The 20,017-nt window shown below is 53.7% G+C and carries 22 protein-coding genes and 1 pseudogene; 11 read left to right on the top strand and 12 right to left on the bottom strand.

Annotated features, from left to right (window positions below; genetic code table 11):
* Position 1: 1 nt before the first annotated feature.
* From ACR0IM_RS21705 to ACR0IM_RS21685, 5 genes are all read right to left on the bottom strand, one after another.
* A complete protein-coding gene (locus ACR0IM_RS21705) occupies positions 2 to 1,066 on the bottom strand; it encodes an AbrB family transcriptional regulator (protein WP_480683207.1) in 1,065 nt (354 codons plus the stop codon).
* Complete coding sequence (locus ACR0IM_RS21700; RefSeq protein ID WP_480683206.1) at positions 1,063 to 2,571, bottom strand: tripartite tricarboxylate transporter permease; 1,509 nt, start codon at positions 2,569 to 2,571, stop codon at positions 1,063 to 1,065. The genes ACR0IM_RS21705 and ACR0IM_RS21700 overlap by 4 nt, the downstream gene beginning before the upstream one ends.
* A gap of 12 nt (positions 2,572 to 2,583) precedes the next feature.
* Positions 2,584 to 3,045, bottom strand: a complete 462-nt coding sequence (locus ACR0IM_RS21695) for a tripartite tricarboxylate transporter TctB family protein (RefSeq protein WP_480643160.1) — start codon at positions 3,043 to 3,045, stop codon at positions 2,584 to 2,586.
* A 63-nt stretch (positions 3,046 to 3,108) separates the two neighbouring features.
* Positions 3,109 to 4,065, bottom strand: coding sequence for a Bug family tripartite tricarboxylate transporter substrate binding protein (locus ACR0IM_RS21690; RefSeq protein ID WP_480643158.1), 957 nt, complete (start codon positions 4,063 to 4,065; stop codon positions 3,109 to 3,111).
* 123 nt (positions 4,066 to 4,188) lie between these two features.
* Positions 4,189 to 4,872, bottom strand: coding sequence for an FCD domain-containing protein (locus ACR0IM_RS21685; protein WP_480643157.1), 684 nt, complete (start codon positions 4,870 to 4,872; stop codon positions 4,189 to 4,191).
* A 434-nt stretch (positions 4,873 to 5,306) separates the two neighbouring features.
* Here ACR0IM_RS21685 and ACR0IM_RS21680 point away from each other — a divergent pair.
* Positions 5,307 to 6,047: pseudogene (locus tag ACR0IM_RS21680) on the top strand (IS5 family transposase); the annotation flags it as partial.
* Positions 6,048 to 6,071: 24 nt separating this feature from the next.
* Here ACR0IM_RS21680 and ACR0IM_RS21675 read toward each other — a convergent pair.
* Positions 6,072 to 6,968 (bottom strand): LysR family transcriptional regulator, encoded by an 897-nt coding sequence (locus ACR0IM_RS21675; RefSeq protein WP_480595756.1) that lies wholly within the window; start codon positions 6,966 to 6,968, stop codon positions 6,072 to 6,074.
* A gap of 93 nt (positions 6,969 to 7,061) precedes the next feature.
* On the opposite strand from ACR0IM_RS21675, the gene ACR0IM_RS21670 reads away from it, so the two are divergent.
* The gene (locus ACR0IM_RS21670) at positions 7,062 to 7,799 is read left to right on the top strand and encodes an SDR family oxidoreductase (protein ID WP_480683205.1); all 738 of its coding nucleotides are present in this window, start codon (positions 7,062 to 7,064) and stop codon (positions 7,797 to 7,799) included.
* Positions 7,800 to 7,822: 23 nt separating this feature from the next.
* The gene (locus ACR0IM_RS21665; protein ID WP_480683204.1) at positions 7,823 to 8,035 is read left to right on the top strand and encodes a tautomerase family protein; all 213 of its coding nucleotides are present in this window, start codon (positions 7,823 to 7,825) and stop codon (positions 8,033 to 8,035) included.
* Between the two features lie 67 nt (positions 8,036 to 8,102).
* On the opposite strand, the gene ACR0IM_RS21660 is transcribed toward ACR0IM_RS21665, so the two are convergent.
* On the bottom strand, positions 8,103 to 9,005 hold the full coding sequence (locus ACR0IM_RS21660; RefSeq protein WP_480683203.1) for an AraC family transcriptional regulator: 903 nt from the start codon (positions 9,003 to 9,005) through the stop codon (positions 8,103 to 8,105).
* 95 nt (positions 9,006 to 9,100) lie between these two features.
* On the opposite strand from ACR0IM_RS21660, the gene ACR0IM_RS21655 reads away from it, so the two are divergent.
* The gene (locus ACR0IM_RS21655; protein ID WP_480643152.1) at positions 9,101 to 9,850 is read left to right on the top strand and encodes an SDR family oxidoreductase; all 750 of its coding nucleotides are present in this window, start codon (positions 9,101 to 9,103) and stop codon (positions 9,848 to 9,850) included.
* A 109-nt stretch (positions 9,851 to 9,959) separates the two neighbouring features.
* On the opposite strand, the gene ACR0IM_RS21650 is transcribed toward ACR0IM_RS21655, so the two are convergent.
* Positions 9,960 to 10,349, bottom strand: coding sequence for a DUF983 domain-containing protein (locus tag ACR0IM_RS21650; protein WP_480683202.1), 390 nt, complete (start codon positions 10,347 to 10,349; stop codon positions 9,960 to 9,962).
* A 159-nt stretch (positions 10,350 to 10,508) separates the two neighbouring features.
* On the opposite strand from ACR0IM_RS21650, the gene ACR0IM_RS21645 reads away from it, so the two are divergent.
* Positions 10,509 to 11,879, top strand: a complete 1,371-nt coding sequence (locus ACR0IM_RS21645; protein ID WP_480683201.1) for an aminotransferase-like domain-containing protein — start codon at positions 10,509 to 10,511, stop codon at positions 11,877 to 11,879.
* Between the two features lie 54 nt (positions 11,880 to 11,933).
* On the opposite strand, the gene ACR0IM_RS21640 is transcribed toward ACR0IM_RS21645, so the two are convergent.
* A complete protein-coding gene (locus tag ACR0IM_RS21640; RefSeq protein WP_480643150.1) occupies positions 11,934 to 12,551 on the bottom strand; it encodes a TetR/AcrR family transcriptional regulator in 618 nt (205 codons plus the stop codon).
* A 106-nt stretch (positions 12,552 to 12,657) separates the two neighbouring features.
* Here ACR0IM_RS21640 and ACR0IM_RS21635 point away from each other — a divergent pair, with 106 nt between their 5' ends.
* The 4 genes from ACR0IM_RS21635 to ACR0IM_RS21620 all read left to right on the top strand — a co-directional run bounded on the left by ACR0IM_RS21635 (position 12,658) and on the right by ACR0IM_RS21620 (position 15,997).
* Entirely contained in the window at positions 12,658 to 13,119 is a 462-nt protein-coding gene (locus ACR0IM_RS21635; RefSeq protein WP_480643149.1) for a DMT family transporter, read from the top strand.
* A 63-nt stretch (positions 13,120 to 13,182) separates the two neighbouring features.
* On the top strand, positions 13,183 to 13,638 hold the full coding sequence (locus ACR0IM_RS21630) for a nuclear transport factor 2 family protein (RefSeq protein ID WP_480643148.1): 456 nt from the start codon (positions 13,183 to 13,185) through the stop codon (positions 13,636 to 13,638).
* Entirely contained in the window at positions 13,631 to 14,467 is an 837-nt protein-coding gene (locus ACR0IM_RS21625; protein WP_480683200.1) for an ergot alkaloid biosynthesis protein, read from the top strand. Before ACR0IM_RS21630 ends, ACR0IM_RS21625 begins: the two co-directional genes overlap by 8 nt.
* Positions 14,468 to 14,800: 333 nt before the next feature.
* Positions 14,801 to 15,997 (top strand): ABC transporter permease subunit, encoded by a 1,197-nt coding sequence (locus ACR0IM_RS21620; protein WP_480683199.1) that lies wholly within the window; start codon positions 14,801 to 14,803, stop codon positions 15,995 to 15,997.
* 142 nt (positions 15,998 to 16,139) lie between these two features.
* Here ACR0IM_RS21620 and ACR0IM_RS21615 read toward each other — a convergent pair whose 3' ends face one another.
* Entirely contained in the window at positions 16,140 to 16,415 is a 276-nt protein-coding gene (locus tag ACR0IM_RS21615; RefSeq protein WP_480643145.1) for a hypothetical protein, read from the bottom strand.
* A gap of 346 nt (positions 16,416 to 16,761) precedes the next feature.
* On the bottom strand, positions 16,762 to 17,649 hold the full coding sequence (locus ACR0IM_RS21610) for a LysR family transcriptional regulator (RefSeq protein ID WP_480683198.1): 888 nt from the start codon (positions 17,647 to 17,649) through the stop codon (positions 16,762 to 16,764).
* Between the two features lie 98 nt (positions 17,650 to 17,747).
* Between ACR0IM_RS21610 and ACR0IM_RS21605 the strand changes: the two genes are divergently transcribed.
* Both ACR0IM_RS21605 and ACR0IM_RS21600 read left to right on the top strand, forming a co-directional pair.
* Positions 17,748 to 18,107: a VOC family protein gene (locus ACR0IM_RS21605; RefSeq protein WP_480595723.1), complete on the top strand. Its 360-nt coding sequence runs from the start codon at positions 17,748 to 17,750 to the stop codon at positions 18,105 to 18,107.
* Between the two features lie 184 nt (positions 18,108 to 18,291).
* Positions 18,292 to 18,816 carry a S8 family serine peptidase gene (locus tag ACR0IM_RS21600; protein WP_480683197.1) on the top strand — a complete coding sequence of 175 codons (525 nt, stop codon included), beginning with the start codon at positions 18,292 to 18,294 and terminating at the stop codon, positions 18,814 to 18,816.
* A 480-nt stretch (positions 18,817 to 19,296) separates the two neighbouring features.
* Here ACR0IM_RS21600 and ACR0IM_RS21595 read toward each other — a convergent pair whose 3' ends face one another.
* Positions 19,297 to 19,983, bottom strand: coding sequence for a peptidoglycan recognition protein family protein (locus ACR0IM_RS21595; protein WP_480683196.1), 687 nt, complete (start codon positions 19,981 to 19,983; stop codon positions 19,297 to 19,299).
* Positions 19,984 to 20,017: the final 34 nt, after the last annotated feature.

Here is a 20,017-nt window from a genome sequence, read left to right as displayed (position 1 = left end):
GTTATCCTTTCGGGGTATGGGGAGAATCTGATTTCGAGAGTAAAATGCGCCAGACAACTCCGGCGCTGGCGTTGACCAAGACAGCACGAACCGCCTGAAACGCCGCGACGAGGGCAACATTCTGACCTAGAACCTTCGAGGTCAGAACCATTTCTGCCATCCCGCCAATCGAGAAACAGAGGACGAGAGTTGGCAGGCTAAGGGGTGTAATCAAACTCGCAAATACGGCGGCAATTGCCATTCCCACCATGATCACAAGAAGAACGGGCACACCCGCGGCAAGCGCCCTCGGGATGGAAGAGAGTCGATCCCGCCGAAATCTCGCGCCCAGCGAAATGCCGACAAGAACCTGCACGACGGCCATAAGGGGTGCAGGCATCCGCCCGCTTGACAAGCCGAAGGACGACAGCAACCCGACCGCAATCAGTGCGCCAAGCAACCACGCCGCGGGCAGCCCCAGTTGGGTGGCGGTCCATCCACCCGCCACCCCGACAAGCAGGACAAGAGCCAGAGGAGGCAAGCTCAGTGCCGCTGCGTCTGTTGATATCTCTTCTGACGTCGGGAAAACCGCGTACAACGCCAAAGGTAAAAGACCTACGACCATTGCAACACGTACCGCATGCATTGAGGCAACAATGGTCCGGTCGGCACGATGGGTTGCGCCTACATTGGCCATTTCGATCACGCCACCGGGCAGGAGCGAGAAAAACGCGGTGCCGCGATCCATCCGCCCGAAGTGTGCCAGAACAGGAGTCATAACTACGGCGGCCGCGACGCCTAAAAACGACGCGAGAAGCATCAAAGGTGCCCAGACCAGCAATGCAGCAGCAACATCCGGTGTAATGGACAGTCCGACCCCTGCTCCCAAAGCCGCCAGCGAGACACTGTAAAGCGGCTTGGGTACGGTGATCTCGACATTGCACATGGCAAAGCTACCGGTCGCCACCGCCGCACCCATCAGCCAGCCAAGTGGAAGGCCAAAGGCCTCCCAAAGGCTGCCCCCGAGCGCGGCGGGCAACAGGACTAGTACAAAGGCCCGAGTTATGCCGAGATCGCCTAGGATCACTCGTTCAAGTCTTTGTAAACAGGGGCATCCGCACGACGACGGCCCTTTAGCCAGTTGCTAAGTGGTGAAGACGCGATGCTGAGGATAGCCAGAACAAAGAAGAACAGCGCAATCGGACGCGTCAGGAACTGGCTCATGTCCTGGTCAAACAGGATCATGGACTGGGCAAGAGAGTTCTCGACCAAATGACCCAACACGAGACCCATGATGATCGGAGCGGGCGAGAATCCGGCACGGCTCAAAAAATACCCGACGAGACCGGCAACCAGCATGATATAGACATCACTCATTGACTGTCCGACACCATACGCACCGACAACACACAAGCAGAACACGGTTGGCCAGAGGAACTGACGCGGGATCAGCGAAATGCGCGAGAAATACTTGGCGCCAATCAGTCCGAAACCGAGGAAGACAAAGTTCGCGATCAGCATTGCGAAGAAAATTGCATACAGCAGGTTCGGTTGGTTTTCGAACAGGTATGGACCCGGACGCAGGCCATGGATCTGCAAGCCGCCCAGAATGACGGCAGCCGTGGCTGATCCGGGAATCCCAAGCGCTAGAGTTGGAACCATTGCCCCACCGGTTGCAGCATTGTTCGCGGCTTCGGGCCCGGCAACACCTTCGATCTCGCCCTTGCCGAAATTGTCCTTGTTCTTCGACCAGCGCTTAGCTTCGTTGTAGCCCATCATCGCAGCAACCGTCGAACCTTCGGCCGGCAGGATGCCCACGAAAGTGCCCAGACCGGAGCTGCGCAGGATGGTCTTCCAAACGCGCTTGAAGTCGTCGATTGTCGGAAGTTTCAGCGCTGACATGTTAAACCGTTCCAACGGCGTGTCTTTTTGCCCGGCCTGATCCAACAGTTCCGCCATGGCAAAAAGGCCGATCAATACGGGAATAAAGCTGATGCCTTCGTAAAGCTGGGGCACGCCGAAGGTGAACCGCTCGACGCCAGTCGTCAGGTCGACGCCAACAGTGGCCAGCAAGACGCCGAAGGCGCCGCCGATCAAGTTCTTGACCGCGGATTTGCCGCTGATTGACGCCAGCATCGACAAACCAAATACCGTAAGGGCAAAGTACTCAGGCGGACCGAACCGATATGCAATCGTTGCCAGTGCGGGGGCAGCCAGGATCAAAACGATCAGAGAGAAAATGCCACCCGCGACGCTTGCAACCGCAGCCATGCCGAGGGCTTTGCCTGCCTCGCCCTTCTTGGCCAACGGATACCCGTCAAATGCGGTCGCTGCCGCAGGTGGCGCACCCGGAGCATTGATGAGGATCGCTGTGATACTGCCGCCAAACGTGCCGGCGCAATACAGCGCTGCAAGCATCGCGATTGCAGGGATCGGCTCCAGATAGATGGTGAATGGCAGCAACAACGCAACGGCCATAGAGCTCGACAAGCCCGGAAGAGCACCGACCAGAACGCCTACGATTGTCCCCACCATAATCAGCAGCAAGGTCGTGGGCTGAATAATTTCAAGAAGTCCGCCAAGAACGTCCATGTTTTCCTCCCTTCAAAGCCCAAGTGCCGCAAGTGGACCCATGGGCAACCGCAGGCCGAGCAGCATTTTGAAAAGGACGTAGATTGCGACCGGCACACCAAAGGCAAAAGCGACGATGGCACCGTAGTTCTGTGCACCCCACATCACCGGCAAAATCAGACAAATGCAGAAGAACACCAGCGGCACGCCAAGAACTGGAAACAGAATGGCGGCGAGCCCAAGCACCGCTGCGGTTGCAGGCATTTGCCAAGGGGGCATTCCACCCAAGGCGTCTCCACCACGTGTAGTGTTTTGCAGGATCATGATGACGGTAAGCACAGCGATCACGCCAAGGATCAGGCGGGGCATGTGCGTGGCTGGCATGCCCTGCGCCATGCCAAGTGGGTCCGAGTCAAAGGTGGTCGTGACCCACCAAAGGATTGCCGACAGGACAAGGATCAGCCCGCCTGCGACGAGGTCGCGAGAGAGTTTCATGAGGTTCCCTTCCGATGGAACGAGTGACCGCCCACCATTGCGGCGGACGGTCAGAAGGCGGCCTTACTTACGCAAGCCCAGCTCTTCGAGGGTCGCGTAGATGTTGTCGTACATTTCGCGGATCTGAGCGTCCCAGACCTCGGAGCCTGCAACCGAACTTGCATCAAGGCCAATGCCTTCCAGGTATGCCTGATACGTGCCGTGCTCCATGCCTTTGATCAGCTTCTCTTCAAGCATCGCCGCCCGATCCACGGGGGTGTCTGCCATTACAATCACGCCACGTACGGTCGAAAAATTCACGCCGTCGATGCCCAGCTCTGCCATAGTTGGCGTATCAGGAAGCACACCCAATCGTTCTTTCGCCATGATGGCCAGCGGCACGAAGTCACCGGATTCGATCCCATCCACGGCCTCACCATAGTTCAAGCCAGCGGCCTGAATGTTCTTTCCCATCAGGTTCGTAATCATGGCACCGCCACCATCAAAGGGGACGTAGGCCACTTTGGCTCCGGACTTGTTGGCAAATGTCATTGCCGCGATGTGGTCTATTCCGCCTGCCTGCGTGCCGCCCCATTTGATCGGAGAAGTTTTGGACGCTTCGATCAACTGCTCAAGGTTTTCTATTCCAGAGGTTTTGTTCACGACGACAATAATCGGGTCATCTGTCGACCGGGCAATCCCTTTGACATCATCAATTCCAATTGGCGCGCGACCTCGGGCCATCGTGATCAGATGCGTGGGGGTAATTGCCATCAGGGTGTGACCGTCGGCCGGTTTACCCGAGGCATAGCTCATGGCCACGGCGCCTCCACCCCCCTTCTTGATCTGAACAAAGGCATCCACACCAAGTTCCTTACGCGCACGGATCAGCATTGTGCGTGCGGTTGTGTCGGTGCCGCCGCCAGCAGACGCGTGGGTTACAACCTCGATAGGCTGCGACGGGTATTCTTCTGCAGCCGACGATGTGGCCAGCGCCGCCACGATCATCGCACCAGCAGCGATACGCGAAAGTGTTTTCATGGTTTCCTCCCATAGATTTTCGCCCAGCCGGTTACGGCCGTTGACTTCGATGGGTATCATTACAAACTGTAAACTGTCAACAGTTGTCAATTTAAGAAGTCCGCTCCCCGTTTTCAGACGGCTTTAAAGAGATGCAATCAGACGGGTGAGGCCGTTGGAAACGTGTTCGCGTAGCGCATTATTTGCTGCAGCGGCATCTCGTTTCTTAAGCGCGTCGACAATTTCTTTATGCTCGGAATTTGAAACCTGAAGGTTCCCTTCCTGGACAAGCCCGCGTCTTCGCAGCAAGTGAAGTTGATTAACAATTTTTCGATAAGTGTCCTCGAGCGCGCTGTTTCGGGCCGCCAGGACCAGCGCGTCGTGAAACTGCAAGTTCAGTTTGTAGTAACCCGCTGTGTCGCTCTTATCCGCAGCCATCTGCATCCTGTCCACAAGAGCACTTAAATCGGCAATTTGGGCATCATCTGCACGCTTTACGATCAACTCCCCCGCAAGCCCGGCAATGGCTCCTCGAAGCTCATACAAATCTCGCGCTTCATCCAGAGATACCTCACGCACATACATGCCCCGGTTAACCTTGCTGGTCAAAAGCCCGGCCTGTTCGAGACTTCTGCAAGCTTCGCGAATAGGTCCACGACTAATTCCCAGTCGCTCGGCCAATGTACTTTCGTTGATCCTGTCGCCCGCAACCAGCTCTCCTGATACGATCATTTCTTCTATCGCATCGACAGCAATTGACGTAATAGTGTTCGCCTTACGTTGATTGATCGCTTGGGTTGCGGACTGGGTGGATGTGGATGCTCTCATGGGTCTGATCCTGATCATTGAAGCGTTAACTGTCAACAATCGGAACGCTAATTTCCTTCAAGAGAAAATATAATCTGCTAGTTCATCTGCTCATCGTTTTTGTCCGCAAGCGGCCCTTTCCGAGCCTTCACAGCCAAATCAATCCCTGCTGCTCAGACTCACCAAACCGGTCATTCGCAAGCCCTGTGAGAATATCTCACTGATACTGGTTAGCGGTGCAAGAAAACCAAACTTGTGTATCTGTCGCGAAATTATTTGTGGAATTGATCGCCAAAGCGGCCGGTAGCCCTTCTTTAAAACCAAGAGACAATAAGCATGAACGCTAAAAAGACTTCTGTCTGAATAGCTATAGTTTAGTTGGGTTCTGGACCCACTAAATTGGTTGCCGTGATCTCGACTGCGTGGATCACGCCCTTGGATTTCAGGGGTGTGCACTGAGCCATCTATTCTGTCTGACTGACGAACAAATGGGGCGTCTTCAGCCTTACTTTCCGAAGAGCCATGCAAGCCAAGGGTTAACGACCAGCGTGCTTTGAGCGGGATTATCTTTATAAACCGCAATGGGTTGCGGTGTCCGATGCATCTCGCGAATATGGGTCGCCAAAGAAGCTGTACATCCGATGGAAACGGTGGAGCAACATGGGTGTGTTCGCTCGTATCATGGAAGGACTGGCTGCTGAAGATACGGATCACTAGACGATCATGATTGACGCAACATACCTCAATGCACACCGCACTGCCTCAAGCCTGCGCTTTAAAAGGTGGGGTGTGGCAGTCTGATCGGTAGGACCAAGGGTGGAATGAACACAAAGCTTCACGCCATTACCGACGGTGTTGGTCGCCCAATTCGGTTCTTCATCTCTGCCGGCCAAGTTGGCGATTGTGCTGGGGCCAGGGCTTTGGTGAACGACTTGCCATCGGCTGAATGGTAATTGGGTGATCGTGGTTATAATGCGGGCAGGTTCCGTGAAGCCCTTATAGACAAGGGAAAAAAGCCCTGCACTTCAGGCCGAAAATCACGCGACAAGCCTGTCCGGTACGACAAGCGCCGCTACGAACGCCGCAACAAGATCGGGATTTTGTTCGGACGCCTGAAGGGCGGGCATCGTGTTGCCACTCGCTGTGATCTATGCCCGAAAGTCGTCCTCTCGGCCATCGCGCCCGCAGCCATTGTCAAATCAAGGAGTCTGAAACCTAGGTCAAAGTGCGGCTTCGTCGAAAATGCCAATGATCCAATCCAGAAATGCTCGGACACGCGGTGAGAGTTGCCGGTTTTGCGGATAATAGGCGGCCAACGGAGTCGGCGCCGGTGGTGCATTCGGCAAGACTTCGACGAGTCGCCCATCTTCCAAGTCTTCCAAAAATCGATACTTAGGTGCTTGCGCAATCCCAAACCCCTCTCGGGTCAAATGGTGTACAGTGTCGGCGTCATTTGCGGTCACCAATACCGGCAACGAAATTTCTTCAAACCGCTCTTCGACTTTGAACTCCAGTGGCATTGCGGATCCAGTGCGCGAAGACAGGAAGCCAACCATCTGGTGACCTACCAGATCGCCCACCGACTCGGGAACGCCGAATTTCTCTAGATAGCCAGGACTGGCACAGGTGATTTCCGGGAGATCTGCGAGGTGCCGCATGATCATGCCGCTGTCATCGGGGTTTCCTGCACGGATAACGCAGTCGACTCCTTCGCGGACCAGATCAACCAGTCGCTCGGTCTGTCCGAGTTGAAGCGTGATCTTCGGGTGCCTGGTCAGGAAGTCGGCGAGGTGCGGTAACAAGAAAACCCTTGTCAGAGTACCAGGAGCGTCTACGCGCAACAGGCCGGAAGGTTCGTGCCCGCGCAAAGCGCCCTCGGCATCTTCAAGGTCTGCCAAAATAGATGCACATCTTTCGTAGTACGCCTGCCCATCCGGCGTTGGCGCCACATGGCGGGTTGTGCGATCCAGCAATCGGCTCCCCAAGTCGCGTTCCAACCGCTGGATAGCTTCACTTGCGGTGGACCGGGGAACACTGAGATCGGCTGCTGCCCTTGTGAAGCTCCTGCGTTCCAGCACTCGAACAAACAGGCGCATGGTATCAAGTCTGTCAATCATTGTTCGCCTTTATCGAACTGTCATTCCTAATCAAGACTGATTATCTGGTCAATCTTCACGTCTATCTTCGCTGGGAACAGAAAGGAGATTGACATGACACATAGACAGAAAACCGCAATTGTGACCGGTTCCAGCAGGGGGATTGGCGCATCGATCGCACTCCGCTTGGCTCAAGATGGCCATTCAATCGTCGTCAATTTCGCAAGCGATGAAACCGGTGCGACCCAGGTCGTAGACACAATCAAACACACGGGCGGCCAAGCAATCGCAGTCCGAGGTGACATTTCCGAAACTTCCTGCATGCCGCGGTTGTTCGATGTTGCAGAACAAGAATTCGGCTCTGTCGATGTTCTGGTTAACAACGCGGGCATTATGCGCCTCGATGCGATTGGATCCACATCTGATGCCGACTTGGAAGCGCATTGCGCCATCAATATTGGGGGTGTGTTTCGTGGTATGCGAGAGGCAGCCAACCGCATGAACGAAGGTGGCGCGATTGTCAGCCTTTCCTCCAGCGTAGTTGGTCTCTATCAACCGGAATACGGTATCTACGCAGCGACAAAAGCCGCGGTGGAAGCAATGACTCATGTGCTGGCCAAAGAACTGGGCCCGCGCGGCATCACCGTGAATGCCGTCGCGCCGGGGCCGGTTGAGACTGACCTATTCATCACAGGAAAACCCGAAGCGATGATCGAAAACATCAAGAAATCGAATCCGTTTGGTCGACTTGGAACGCCCGATGATATCGCTGCCGTTGTTTCACTTCTGGCCGGGCCTGATGGCCGTTGGATCAGTGGTCAAACACTTCGCGCTAATGGCGGCGTCATCTGAAACCTCCCTGAAAGGATAATCCAATGCCATTTGCCAACTACAAACTCCCGCAGGCGTCGCTGACAGAAGATCAAAAAGAGGACCTTATCCATAAAACAACAGACCTGATGGTCAGCTTCTTTGGAGAGATTGTGCGCCCGACCACGATGGTCCTGATCGAAGAGGTGAAAGACGGTGGATACGGCCGCGCAGACGAAGTGTTTGTGATACCGGATGCGTATCGCGCCAAGGATTGAGTCAAACCAATAGGCAGGTCGCGACACGAGGCGCTGCCTGCATCACTCCCAGGAGCGGTAAGAAAAGCTACTCTGCAGAGGTTTTTGAATAGCGAGCGGGAGGACACCCAACGCGACGGGAAAATGCAGTACTGAACGCACTGGAAGACCCATATCCCGTTTCGGCGGAGATTTCTGCAATGCTGAGTTCGCCCGTGCGGAGCATATGCTTTGCCAGCGTCATTCGCCAATTCTGCAAGTAAGTCATCGGGGGATGCCCCATTAGTTTTTCAAACCGGGTGAAATATGCGGAGCGAGACAACCCTGCTTCCTTCGCAAGCGCTTGAACGGTCCAACCGTGAGCCGGTGCCGAATGCATTGCGCGCAAGCTGGGACCAATTCGCAAATCCGCTAGACCGCATAAAAGGTTTGCCGTCGGCCCCGGTTCAGCGCCAGAACGAAAGGCTTCAATCAGTAAGACTTGCAACAAGTTCTCGACGATCACATCTCGCGCCGGCCTGTTCGCGCGTGCTTCATCTCGGACAAGTTCTGTGAGAGTCGCCAGTCGTCCCTCACCTCGCGCAAAAATCAGGTCTGGCAATAGTGCGACCAGAAGCTCTGCATCCGGGCTGGCAAAGGTACAGTGTCCTATGAGTAGCTGAACCACTGGTTCGGCGTCGGGCGGTCCAAGCTTGAAGATTCCGTCTTCACCCTCCACCGGACGGCTCAGTAGGTCAGTCGCCGGAAGTGGGTCCAAACTGGAGAAGGTGAATGACTTGACCGCGGGGACCAGGGCAAAATCTCCGGCATTCAATACTAAAGGCTCTTTTCCCTCGACTTCCAGGCAAGCTCGACCTGTAAGAAGTGAGCAGTAAAAAGCTTCATTCACATCGTCCCGGGGCACCCGGAACGGTCCAGACGCATGCACAAGTTTTGAGTACGACGCCTTTGGCTGAAGGAGGGAGATGATTTCGGAGAACGGATCTACCATTTTGGACTAAAAGTAACCTTTTTTGGATTTTGGATTATATAAAGTACTGATCTGGCTGTCTACCTTAGTACCATTGGCGAAAAGGAGATGCTGCCATGAATACTGTAATGATCACAGGATGTTCTTCGGGTTTTGGACTTGAAACCGCGCGCTACTTCCTCGAACAGGGATGGTCCGTTATTGCTACAATGCGCAAACCTGACGAAACACTTTTGCCGACCTCGGATCGTTTGAGAATCCTGCGACTGGATATTTCGGACAGCGAAAGTATTGAAAAGGCCGTGAAAGCTGCCGGCCCCATCGACGCCCTGGTGAACAATGCAGGTGTTGGCTGGCTATCCCCCTTCGAAGGAACATCCCAAGAAAACCTGCGCCGGATATTTGAGACCAATACGTTCGGCACTATAGAAATGATTCGTGCCGTACTGCCACAATTGCGCGCCAAAGGCTCTGGCGCGATCGTCAACGTTTCGTCCAGCGTCACTCTCAAACCGTTGCCGCTGGCTCCGGTCTATACAGCCAGTAAAGCCGCGGTAAACGCCTTCACCGAATGTCTGGCGCTTGAATTGGCCGCTTTGGGTATTCGCGCCCATATCGTTCTGCCCGGTCAGGCGCCAACAACGAATTTCGGCAAGAACGCGATGGCGCTGATGGCTGAATCAAATGACACGCCCGAAGACTACAAACCATTCGTCGAGCATATTATGGGTGCATTCATGAACGCTGAGGGGAAGGAATTCACTCTTGCAGAAGATGTCGTTCAGGCAATCTGGAGAGCGGTGACGGACAGCACCTGCCCACTAAGAGTCCACGCAGGAAAGGACTCGGTCGCGCTGGCAGCCTAAAGTACCATTTCAAACAACTTGAATTAACTCGACAAAGGGAATGGCCGCTCCCACCTGGAGCGGCCATTTCAATGCATTGGGTTGCTGCACCAGATGGTGCCCAACTTTCTTAAAACCCATGCATGCGCTTGGCCCATTGATAGCCAACAATCAAACCCTTCATTACCGGCAGAAGAGCCAGGGCGCTGGCGACTGCGATCACCGACATGCTGAGTGCCAGCACCCACGGTTCCGGCCGCCATGTCACCCAAGCTATGTGCAGTGCGAACCCCATGATATGACCGATGATCAGGATCGTAAGATATGCCGGCCCATCATCTGCCCGCTGATAACTCAAATCCAAGCCGCAACTCGAACATTCATCATTCACTTTGATGTAGCTGTGCAGCAGCTTGCCTTCCCCGCATTTGGGGCACTTCAACTTCATCCCATTGATGATCGCGGGCTTGATCGGACGATCTTCGCTGTCACCGTGGCCGTCGCATGTAAGTTCGGACATCTTTGATCTCCTTCTTTGGCGTTCCAGATAACCCATGCCCAATCAAAATGCAATCAATAAGCAATCAATAATGCTCCTCTATCGATATTGCGTTGAAATATATCTAATTTTCGTGCGAAGGTGTCTGCATCAATCTGCTGCAATGACTGGAATGCATCTTTGAAGACCTGGACGCCGAATCTCAGCGACAACGGGAAACCGCTCTATATTCAGATCGCTGAGGCGATTAGGCACGATGTCGAGACAGGCGTTCTTGAAGCAGGCGACAGGCTTCCGCCCCAGCGCAGTGTCGCAAAAACTGTCGGTTTGGATTTCACAACCGTTTCACGCGGTTATTCAGAGGCGGCAAAGCGAGGGTATATCGACACGTTTGTCGGTCGCGGTTCGTTTGTCCGGCAACCAGAAAAGACAACAGAACAAGCGGATCCCCGACGTGCGCTTGAAGAAGACCCAAATATGAACATGCCACCAGAGCCAGATGATCCAGCTCTGGTGGCTCGAATGGAACAGGGTCTTGCGCATGTTGCGGCGAACCTTGTCCCCCTACTCCGCTACCAATCCGTCATTGGCAGCCGACAGGACCGGGAAACTGCTGCCCGATGGATGAGTATCAATGGTATAGACGTGGCGGCGGATCAATTGGCTATCACGCCTGGAGCACATTCCAGCCTTCTTTCGATCCTGACATTGCTCACCAAACCCGGACAGACAGTGCTTTGCGAATGCGTGACCTACCCGGGCATTCGTGCAATCGCGGGCCAGCTCGGCATCCGGCTTGTAGGAGTGAGATCAGATGACAGCGGAATACTCCCGGAAGAGCTGGATGCCTCCATTCAGGAACACGCACCCTCGGCGCTGTACCTGAACCCGACCCTGCAAAACCCCCTCACACTTACGATACCAAAAGGTCGACGTGAGCAAATCGCGTCCATTTTGCAGAAACACAGTTTGCCATTGGTCGAAGATGACGCCAATCGATTTGTGTCCTCAGATGCACCTCCACCAATTTCGCAACATATACCAGAATTAGGATGGTACATCGCCGGTCTTTCCAAATGCCTGGGCGCAGGTTTGAGGCTGGCACTCACCGTGGCCCCGTCGGGTGTAACGAAAGGCCACTTCTCACGGGTGCTGCAAGCATCAAATGTGATGGCTTCGCCTATCACGACGGCACTGATGTGCCGATGGATAGAGGATGGAACCGCGACAGCCGTTCAAAAATTCATTCGAGTTGAAGCGAAGCGCCGACAAAATCTTGCTGCTGAGATCATGCGCAATCAGAGCTTCAACAGCAGCAATGAGGCATTCAATATCTGGCTGAAACTGCCCCAAGGTTCCACTCGTGCAGATGTGATGAGCGTCATGGCCAATCGACAAGTGGGGATTATGCCAAGCAACGCCTTTACCGTGACAGGCTCACCTGAAGAAGCGGTCAGGGTTTGCCTTGGCGGGCCAATCTCATTCAGCCAATTGGCTGAGGATCTGGAGGCGCTCAATTATGCGATCGCCCACCAAAACTTGGTTCCATAATACACAAATGATTTTGCTTGGAGTGCTGAGTAGCGCTCAATCCAATTCGGGTGTTCACTTCGAAACGCCAAGAACGATACCTGCGAACCTTTTTAAATCAGACGGAGCGGTTGAACGGTGCTGGACAATGACGTGCCAGTAGAGCGGCGCGATAAGCATATCGAGAACCATCTGCCGATCCGTGTCTTGGGAAAGCTCACCGCGCTCAAATGCCCTGTCCAGCATGATCATGGCTTGGGCCCTTCGATCACGCGTCACACTCTCAAGCAACTCGGCAAGCTCATCAGAACGTGCGTGCTCTGCATGCAGGTCTGGCAGAATGCGGCGCACAAGTGGATGCCGCAGGGTTGCAGCCATCCGGCGTAACAGCATGGCGACGTCACCCTCAAAGGACCCGGTGTCCGGAATTGGGGTGATGCGCGTCGCCGTTGATTTCACCGCTTCGGTCACAAGATCAAACTTGGATTTGCTCCGTCGATAGAGCGCCGCCTTCCCGACACCTGCGCGGGCCGCGATGCGCTCCATACGAAGAGCGGAATACCCCGTTTCCGCCCACTCCTCGAACAAGGCGCGTTGGATGGCTTCCGTTACCGTGTCTTGCAAAACGGCGGCCCCGGCGGGCTTCCGACGTGGGCGATCAACATTTTTTACGTCGGAACACTTGCGTTCCATCGTGATTCTCCCTTATATAGGACGAAACGGTATCGTTCCGTCGCAGATTGAAGCAATCCGAGCGATACTGCAACCCGTTTGTGGCATTTGCAGAAAGGACGCGAAGATGGATCCGAAAATCGCTCTTCTGTGGTTTGCGCCTCTGCTTTGCGGCGCCTTGATACCCATTCATGCCGGAATGAATGCTGAGCTTAGCCGTGCTGCCGGCCACCCCCTTTGGGCAACTCTGTTGTCGTTTGGAATATCATTCGTTTGTCTGGTTGTCGGTATTGCCTGTCTTCGCCCGACATTGCCAAGCTTATCTTCTCTTTATGCGGCTCCTCCCTGGGCGTGGGTCGGAGGCGTGATCGGTGTCGTTTACGTGATGGCGACCATGGTTCTGATCCCACGCTTTGGGGCTGCCGCTTTTATTGCAGCTGTTGTCGCCGGACAAATGACGATGGCGCTTATCCTCGATCAGAACGGTCTATTGGGGAACGACTCTAGACCCGCAGATTTCTTCCGCATCACAGGTGCAATGCTGTCAATTGCAGGTGTTCTCATCATGCAGCTTGGAAAAGAGTCATGACCCCAGTCACCACTCACATCGAAACCCTTCCAATACGGGATCAACACAAGGTTAGGAGAGAACATGTCTGAGACAAACACGATACCAAGCTTTGGAGCGATGCTGCGCAATGCCCTCGGGGATGCAATCGTCGCAGACGCTGACGAGAACTTCCTGGACATGTGTGACGAAGAGATTGTGTTCGAGTTCCCGTTTTCACCAGAAGGATCTGTGCGAAAGCTACAAGGGCGAGACATAATGGCGGCCTATCTACCGAAGGCTGGCAGCCTCATCAGCTTTGAGTCCATGAGCCCTGCAATCACTCACGTTTGCAAAGACGGTGAAACCTACGTTTTGGAGTTCTCTTGCAAAGGTAAAGGCGAGGCCGGGCGCTATGACCAGAATTACCTCTCGGTCATTGAGGTCAGGAACGGACGCATCGTGCGATACCGCGACTACTGGAACCCTCTGGTTCTGCTGAATGCCGTTGGAGGGATCGAAACTCTGAAATCGAAGCTGGAGGACTTTATCGATGACTAAGCCCATTCTTGTCACCGGCGGCACAGGAAAGACTGGCAGCCGCGTTGTCAAGCAGCTGCGCGCAATGGAGCTCTCCCCTCGCGCCGGAACGCGCAATCCTCAAAACAAAGATGAGGTACGCTTCGATTGGAAAGACCCTTCGACGTTCGACGATGCTTTCGAAGGTGTCGGTACCGTTTATCTCGTAGCACCCACGGACACTGTGGATTCATTGGGAGCAATGCAGGCGGGGCTGGAGGCAGCACTAGCTTCAGGCGTCACGCGCTTTGTGTTGCTGAGTGCTTCGTCGCTGGATGAAGGCGGACCCATGATGGGAGCAGTGCACGCCTGGCTGCGCTCCAACGCACCAGAATGGGCAGTTTTGAGGCCAACATGGTTCATGCAGAACTTCTCGGAACTTCAACACCGCGATCACATTCGCGAAGAGTCTACCATTTACACAGCGACAGGTGACGGTCGAGTTGGCTTTATCGATGCGGGCGATATTGCAGCCTGCGCAACGGCTTTGCTGGTCACTCCGGCTATAAAATACAAAGACTATATACTTACCGGTCCCGAAGCGATTTCCTATGATGTGGTTGCTAAGACGCTAAGTAGTCAATTGCGACGGCGGATTATCCACCATCGCCTAACCGTCGACGAACTGGCGGAACGTCATCAGAAGCACGGGCTACCCGAAGAGTATGCAAAAACGCTGGCCACTATGGACGGTGCAATCGCGGGCGGATCGGAGGATCGCGTCACCAATAACGTGCTCAAATTGACCGGCTCGGCGCCAACTTCCATCGATCAATTCGTTCAGCGAAACCTGGACGCATGGTCAACTTGACAGAGGTGTAAAAAACCGTCTGTGCTCTACGCATCTTGGTCAGGCTTTCGATTAGATGGTTCAAGGAATCCACATAGGTAAGCTCGCTTCCGGCTGAGTTGTTTTCCAACCGGCAATGACGAAATGGCTTTCAGCGGATCACAGCGCACGCTGCAAAGCGCGTTCAAAAGAAATCTTTGGGGTGCTCTTTCGCAGGCAAGTGAGCGAGCTCCCAATCCATGTTGAAGGTCTGCTTTGTCGCGCATTCCGGACATTCAGAACCAGATGTCAAATTGCAGGTGAGCTGACAAAACGAACCTTGCGGACATCGCCTTTTGCGGAGAATGTTCCGTCATGATTTACAAACCCAACAGGACAAGCATCACTGCTGCGCAAAAATCACCATCTAAAAAATTTCTTTCAATCACCTTCGTTCGCTATTGGCTACGACAAAACTTGTTTGACGGTGTAACCAACAGTTTGCTGTCGCTAAGTCTAATCGCTCTCATAGTGACCCTATTGTGGAATTTTTTTGTTTGGGCGGGACTCAATGGTGTCTGGAACGCAGAGTCTCTTGCCGAATGTAAAGAGATTGTCGAGGTTGCCCATGGTCCGGAGGCGCATGGTGCATGTTGGGGGGTTCTCAAGGGAAGAGTTGGCGCAATTCTGTTCGGCTTCTATCCATCCGAGCTTTACTGGCGGCCAATCACAGCACTGGTCCTGCTGTTCGCAGCGCTCGCTCCGTTTGTTTTCAAGTCATTGCCACGTCAGATGCTATATTTTTCCGCCCTGTATCCTGTCATAGCTTACTACCTCATTTGTGGCGGCCTCGGGATTGAAGTTGTTGATTCTCGCCAGTTTGGTGGCCTGTTGCTCACATTCATTCTCGCGGTTTCTGGGATCACTCTAGCAATCCCGACCGGTATCGCACTGGCATTGGGACGACGGTTTCTCATTCGACCCTGTAGAGCCGCTTTCGCGTCTATCATCGCGTTTGCTCGAGGCGTTCCGCTCATTGTATTGCTGTTTGGGGTTTTTCTATTGACCAACCTCCTCCTGCCCCCTGGAGCTTACGTTGACCAGATACTTCGAGGAGTAGCCGTGATTGCATTTCACACTGGCGCTCGGATAGCGGGGGCAATCCACGAGCGGCTGATAGCAATCCCTGAAGGGCAATGGGAGGTGGCGAGTGCTTTGGGATTTAGCCAAAGGAAGACTATCTGGTTAGTCGTTCTTCCCGAAGTACTCAGGGCGCTGTCGCCATGGATGGTTCTAGCCGCTGTTGGGGTGTTTCGGGACACGACACTTGTTGCGGCGATGGGTTTCTTTGACCCACTCGGAATATTGGAGGCAATCAGGACCGAAGTAGTTTGGAATGGCGTTGTTTGGGAGTTGTTTTTGTTTGTTGGATTGCTTTACTGGTCCATTTGTTTTTGCATGACCTGTTATTCTAAATATCTTGAACAAAAACTCGAATCCGAACGCAACCATCCAGTCACCTTGAGGCGACAGTTAGTTGCGCGTTCTATCGTCACCGACTCGACGGCTTAGATGTATCTTCAGGCTGAGGGCATTTTGGGTTGCCAAACTTGCAATCACCTCAGGCACGGCGCATAGGGCTCAGAGCGAACTCTCGGCGCTGCGGCCCCCTATTTGCAATGGTTTATGAAAGCTCTTCAGGCGAAACAGTTATTCAGGTTTCTTTCCCCATTACATGTGGAAAATACTGTCGATCCCATTCATCTGGGCGAAACAACGCCTTTCCCCAAGAAAGAACAAGGTCTGTATTGCGATAAGGGATTTCTGAAACAGCGCAGTCCCCATCATAACCTTCTGGCGCTATGTGAAAGTGCTCGTCATCTCGGTCAAGCGATTGGAGAAGTTCAAGAAACTTGTCTCGGCCCGCTTCGTTGACCCACAATTCGAACTGTCCATTTTCGGTCAAGGACAATGTAGATTGCGATTTCATATCTTGTTCCCGATTCAGATAACGCGGCGTCTCTCGACATAGGCTTTTGCCGACTACTGAAACGTAAAACGACCGGGTGTCTTGCGCCGCTAAGGGGTCAGTTTGGGCTCGCAGCCGACTTTCTCTGCGACGTCCACTAAGCGGTCTTAAGAGCCCTGAGCCACAAATGCCGTTCCACCAACATGATGCAGTGGCATTCGACAGGTCGCAGCCCAAAACGGACATTCACAACTCGACTTTGCAGTTTTCGAGTTGCGGGTAAGCCGTTCGCAGAAGTCGAACCGGCTTGTGTTCGTTCAGCGTTTTCGGAGAAGAAAGTGCAGTTGAGTAACGTGTTGTACTCAACTCATCTCTTCAGGCTTACAATCACTGTATCTAGAAACAGCCGTGCAAGTTTCGACAAAGACGCATTTCCTGCATGAACAGCGAAGAGTTTGATTTCTGGAAAAGACCACTCCGGAAGCACTTCGATAAATTGCCCCGTCAGCAACTCCTCTTGGCACAGCGGCTCCGGCAATTCGCCGATGCCGTGGCCCGCCAGAACCGCCGCCCTGATAGCGGCGTAGTCATTTATGGAAAGGTCGGGTTCAAAGCGGATGTTTTCAACCTGCCCCCGCCTGGAAAGCATCCAGTTCACATCGCGGGATGAGTGGAACCCGAAACCTATGATTTTGTGATCTTGCAGATCCGTTGCCTGGCGAAGTGACGGATTAGCGGCAACGTAACCTGGCGAGGCGAGCAACCGGTGTCGGTATCTAAGCAATGTCTTGACTACCAGGTCAGGCTCTTCTGGTGGAGCAACGCGAAAAGAAAGGTCCACTCCATCATCGACAAAATCGAGCAATCGTTCCGATACTAGAATGCGCAGCCGCGCGTTTGGATAGTGCAGTTGGAAGATTTCGACGGCCTCCAGAAACAGCACCTCCACTAAATTCGGCGGCACCGTGATTGTGACCGTTCCAGCCGTGTCGCTATGCCTGTCGGTCATTACCCGATTGGCATAGCTGATCGTTTCGAGCCCCTTGCGGCAGAGTTCAAGATAAGTCTGGCCCGCCTCGGTTAGGCGGATTTGACGCTTGTTCCGGTCGATCAGGCGGGTGTTCAAATCAGCCTCCAGCTCGGATACTTTGCGGCTCACCGATGACAACGGCATTCCCAATACCCTAGCGGCTTCAGTGAAGCTGAGAGACTTTGCAACTTGAGCAAAGATAGCAATCGCGTCGTAGCTGGCCATCATATTTCCATATTTGGAAGGGCAATCCCGATATTTCTGATCTCTTCACAATAGGAAAATGTTATTGTCCTGCCAACAAGGTAAAAGAGGTTGGCCTGATGGCGCATGGACACAACACAATCAACTACATCGAATTTCCACTCACGGACCCGTCAGCCACAAAGCAATTTTATGCTTCAGTCTTTGGTTGGGACTTTCAGGAATGGGGTCCAAACTATCTGAGCTTTAGCGGTGCAGGCATTGACGGGGGCTTTAACGGCGAGGACAAGACGCCAGTGCAAAAACCAGGCGTCTTGGTGATACTCTTTTCCAATGATCTCAAAGCATCTTTGGCCAAAGTCAAAGAGGCTGGCGCCACCATCATTCGAGACATCTATTCATTCCCCGGTGGGAGGCGGTTCCATTTTATCGATCCCAACGGCAACGAACTGGCGATCTGGGCAGCGGTAGCGGAATGAGCATTCTCATCACCGGTGGTACGGGCAGCACCAGAATGGAGACACTTCGCATTCTCGGGCAAAGGAGTGCGTCAGGAGTGCGGGCTTTGGTCGGAGACACCGAGAAAGCAAATCTGGTCGCCAGTCACGGTATGGAACCTGCCATCGGCACCTTCGAAGACCGCCCCGCGCTGGACGCTGCCTTATGGAGCAAAAGGCCAGCAAAGTGTCTATGCCACTTGGTTACGATCTCGCCGGAAATACCAATCGTTTGATTGCCAAGGACGATGATCCTGCACTTGCTGCCACGGCGGCGATGCGGCAACAGGCGGACATTATCAAAGGTATCGCGACGCTGCGCGCTTTCTTGGAATCTCAGTCCCCCAACTTAGCCATGGTTGTCGCGACAGGAAATGAAGGCAGTCGCCCGGGTTTTGTGTTGGACGCAGGATTGCCTGCCGCTGAGTTATTCTCGTTTGGTGCCGCGGGGTTAGTGGGTAATAATTGGGATGTCGCCCCGTTCTCGAATGGCCGGGCTCAGGTGGCAGCGTCAGGCGTAGTTGTTCTTTCTGCTGAAGTTGGTGGCGGTTGGACGGCTATGAGTGGCACCAGTGTGGCAACGCCACACGTCGCCGGTTCAGCCGCTTTGTGGACCCAGAAGCTGCGCGAAGATGGTTCAATCCTCGTTCCTGGTACCGTTAGCAGTCAAATCGTCGTTGGTTGCCTCTGACGCAGACTCTATTGGTGTTGGGTTAGTTCAAGCCCCTCAGAACTGACATAATTGGGATGGCTGAATCGGAACTCTTCTCTTGATGATGCCTCATCTAGCTCTCAAACGACCCGGTCAATACTCAGCAGATACGCAATGCGCGCTTACTGAGCTTCACTGCGTCTCGTGCTTGTCGCAGCATCCGGTGATTTGGGTTCAGTATCGCCGTTCTCCGCGGTGGCCATGATCGGCTGCTCACAGTCCAATCCAGACCTTGGCGACGAAGCTTTGCGCCCCCTGAAATTCGGACAAGTTGACCAAAAAATGAGTTCAACTGAGATGCTCAATGCAATTGCCACAGCCGCACAAGATAGATGCACCAGCGTTTGTTCGTGTTCGACAGATTGCTCATCCCGAGCTATGCGGTTGGAAGTTCATGCCTGACGCGGAACCAGTTCAGAACGCGTAAACAAGTTGGCAGTGCCGACAGTATCGTCACGGTTACCGACTGTCTTGCGAAGTTGGTCTTTTCTCGGGTTTCGGGAGTTTTAATCCGCGTTCAGGTTTTCCATTATAACCCGACACACGTGATTTTAATTCTGGTAAGTAGGTTGCAAGATTGCGGCCAGGACACGCAGTAGCTGCAAACGAACCGTGATGATCAATGGCGTCGGGTTCCAAATCGTATTCATCGAGAAGTAGTTGAATTAGTTCGACAAGGGCGTCTAACTGAGATGTCGATGGCACTTCGTTCTCGAAGTTTCCTTCCACCGCAATTCCGATATGGCCCGTTGGATCGTAGTTGGTGTTTGTATCCCCGGCAAAGGCAACCGGCCGACCCTCAGCGACGACGCCATTCGCATCGATGTAAAAGTGGTAAGGCACATCGGCCCAAGGTTTTTTTTGCCTTCCGTCTGCCAACAAACCTTCGCTTTGCGAGAACGCCTGCAAGGATCTCAGTTTCTGATCGAGCGGGACACTTGGCCGCCGCTTTGTCGCACTATGATGAATGGTAATTCGCATTGGATTGTGGCGCTTCATCTGACCAGCGGGGTCCTTCGCACGCCAGTCAGACCTGGACACGATCTCCAGAGCCTTGGCAACTCGCGCAGACAGGAATGCAACACAAGAGAGCAAAAACGATACACAGAAATTACGACGCGGAGAATGCAATGTTGTTTCCTCCATTCCCTTAGTTCATCAGGCGAACACTTTCGGTCCC

It is taken from the genome of Ruegeria sp. BF6 (genome assembly GCF_056538665.1).
Note: the sequence above shows the minus strand (reverse complement) of the source record. Positions and strands in the feature narration are given on the sequence as shown.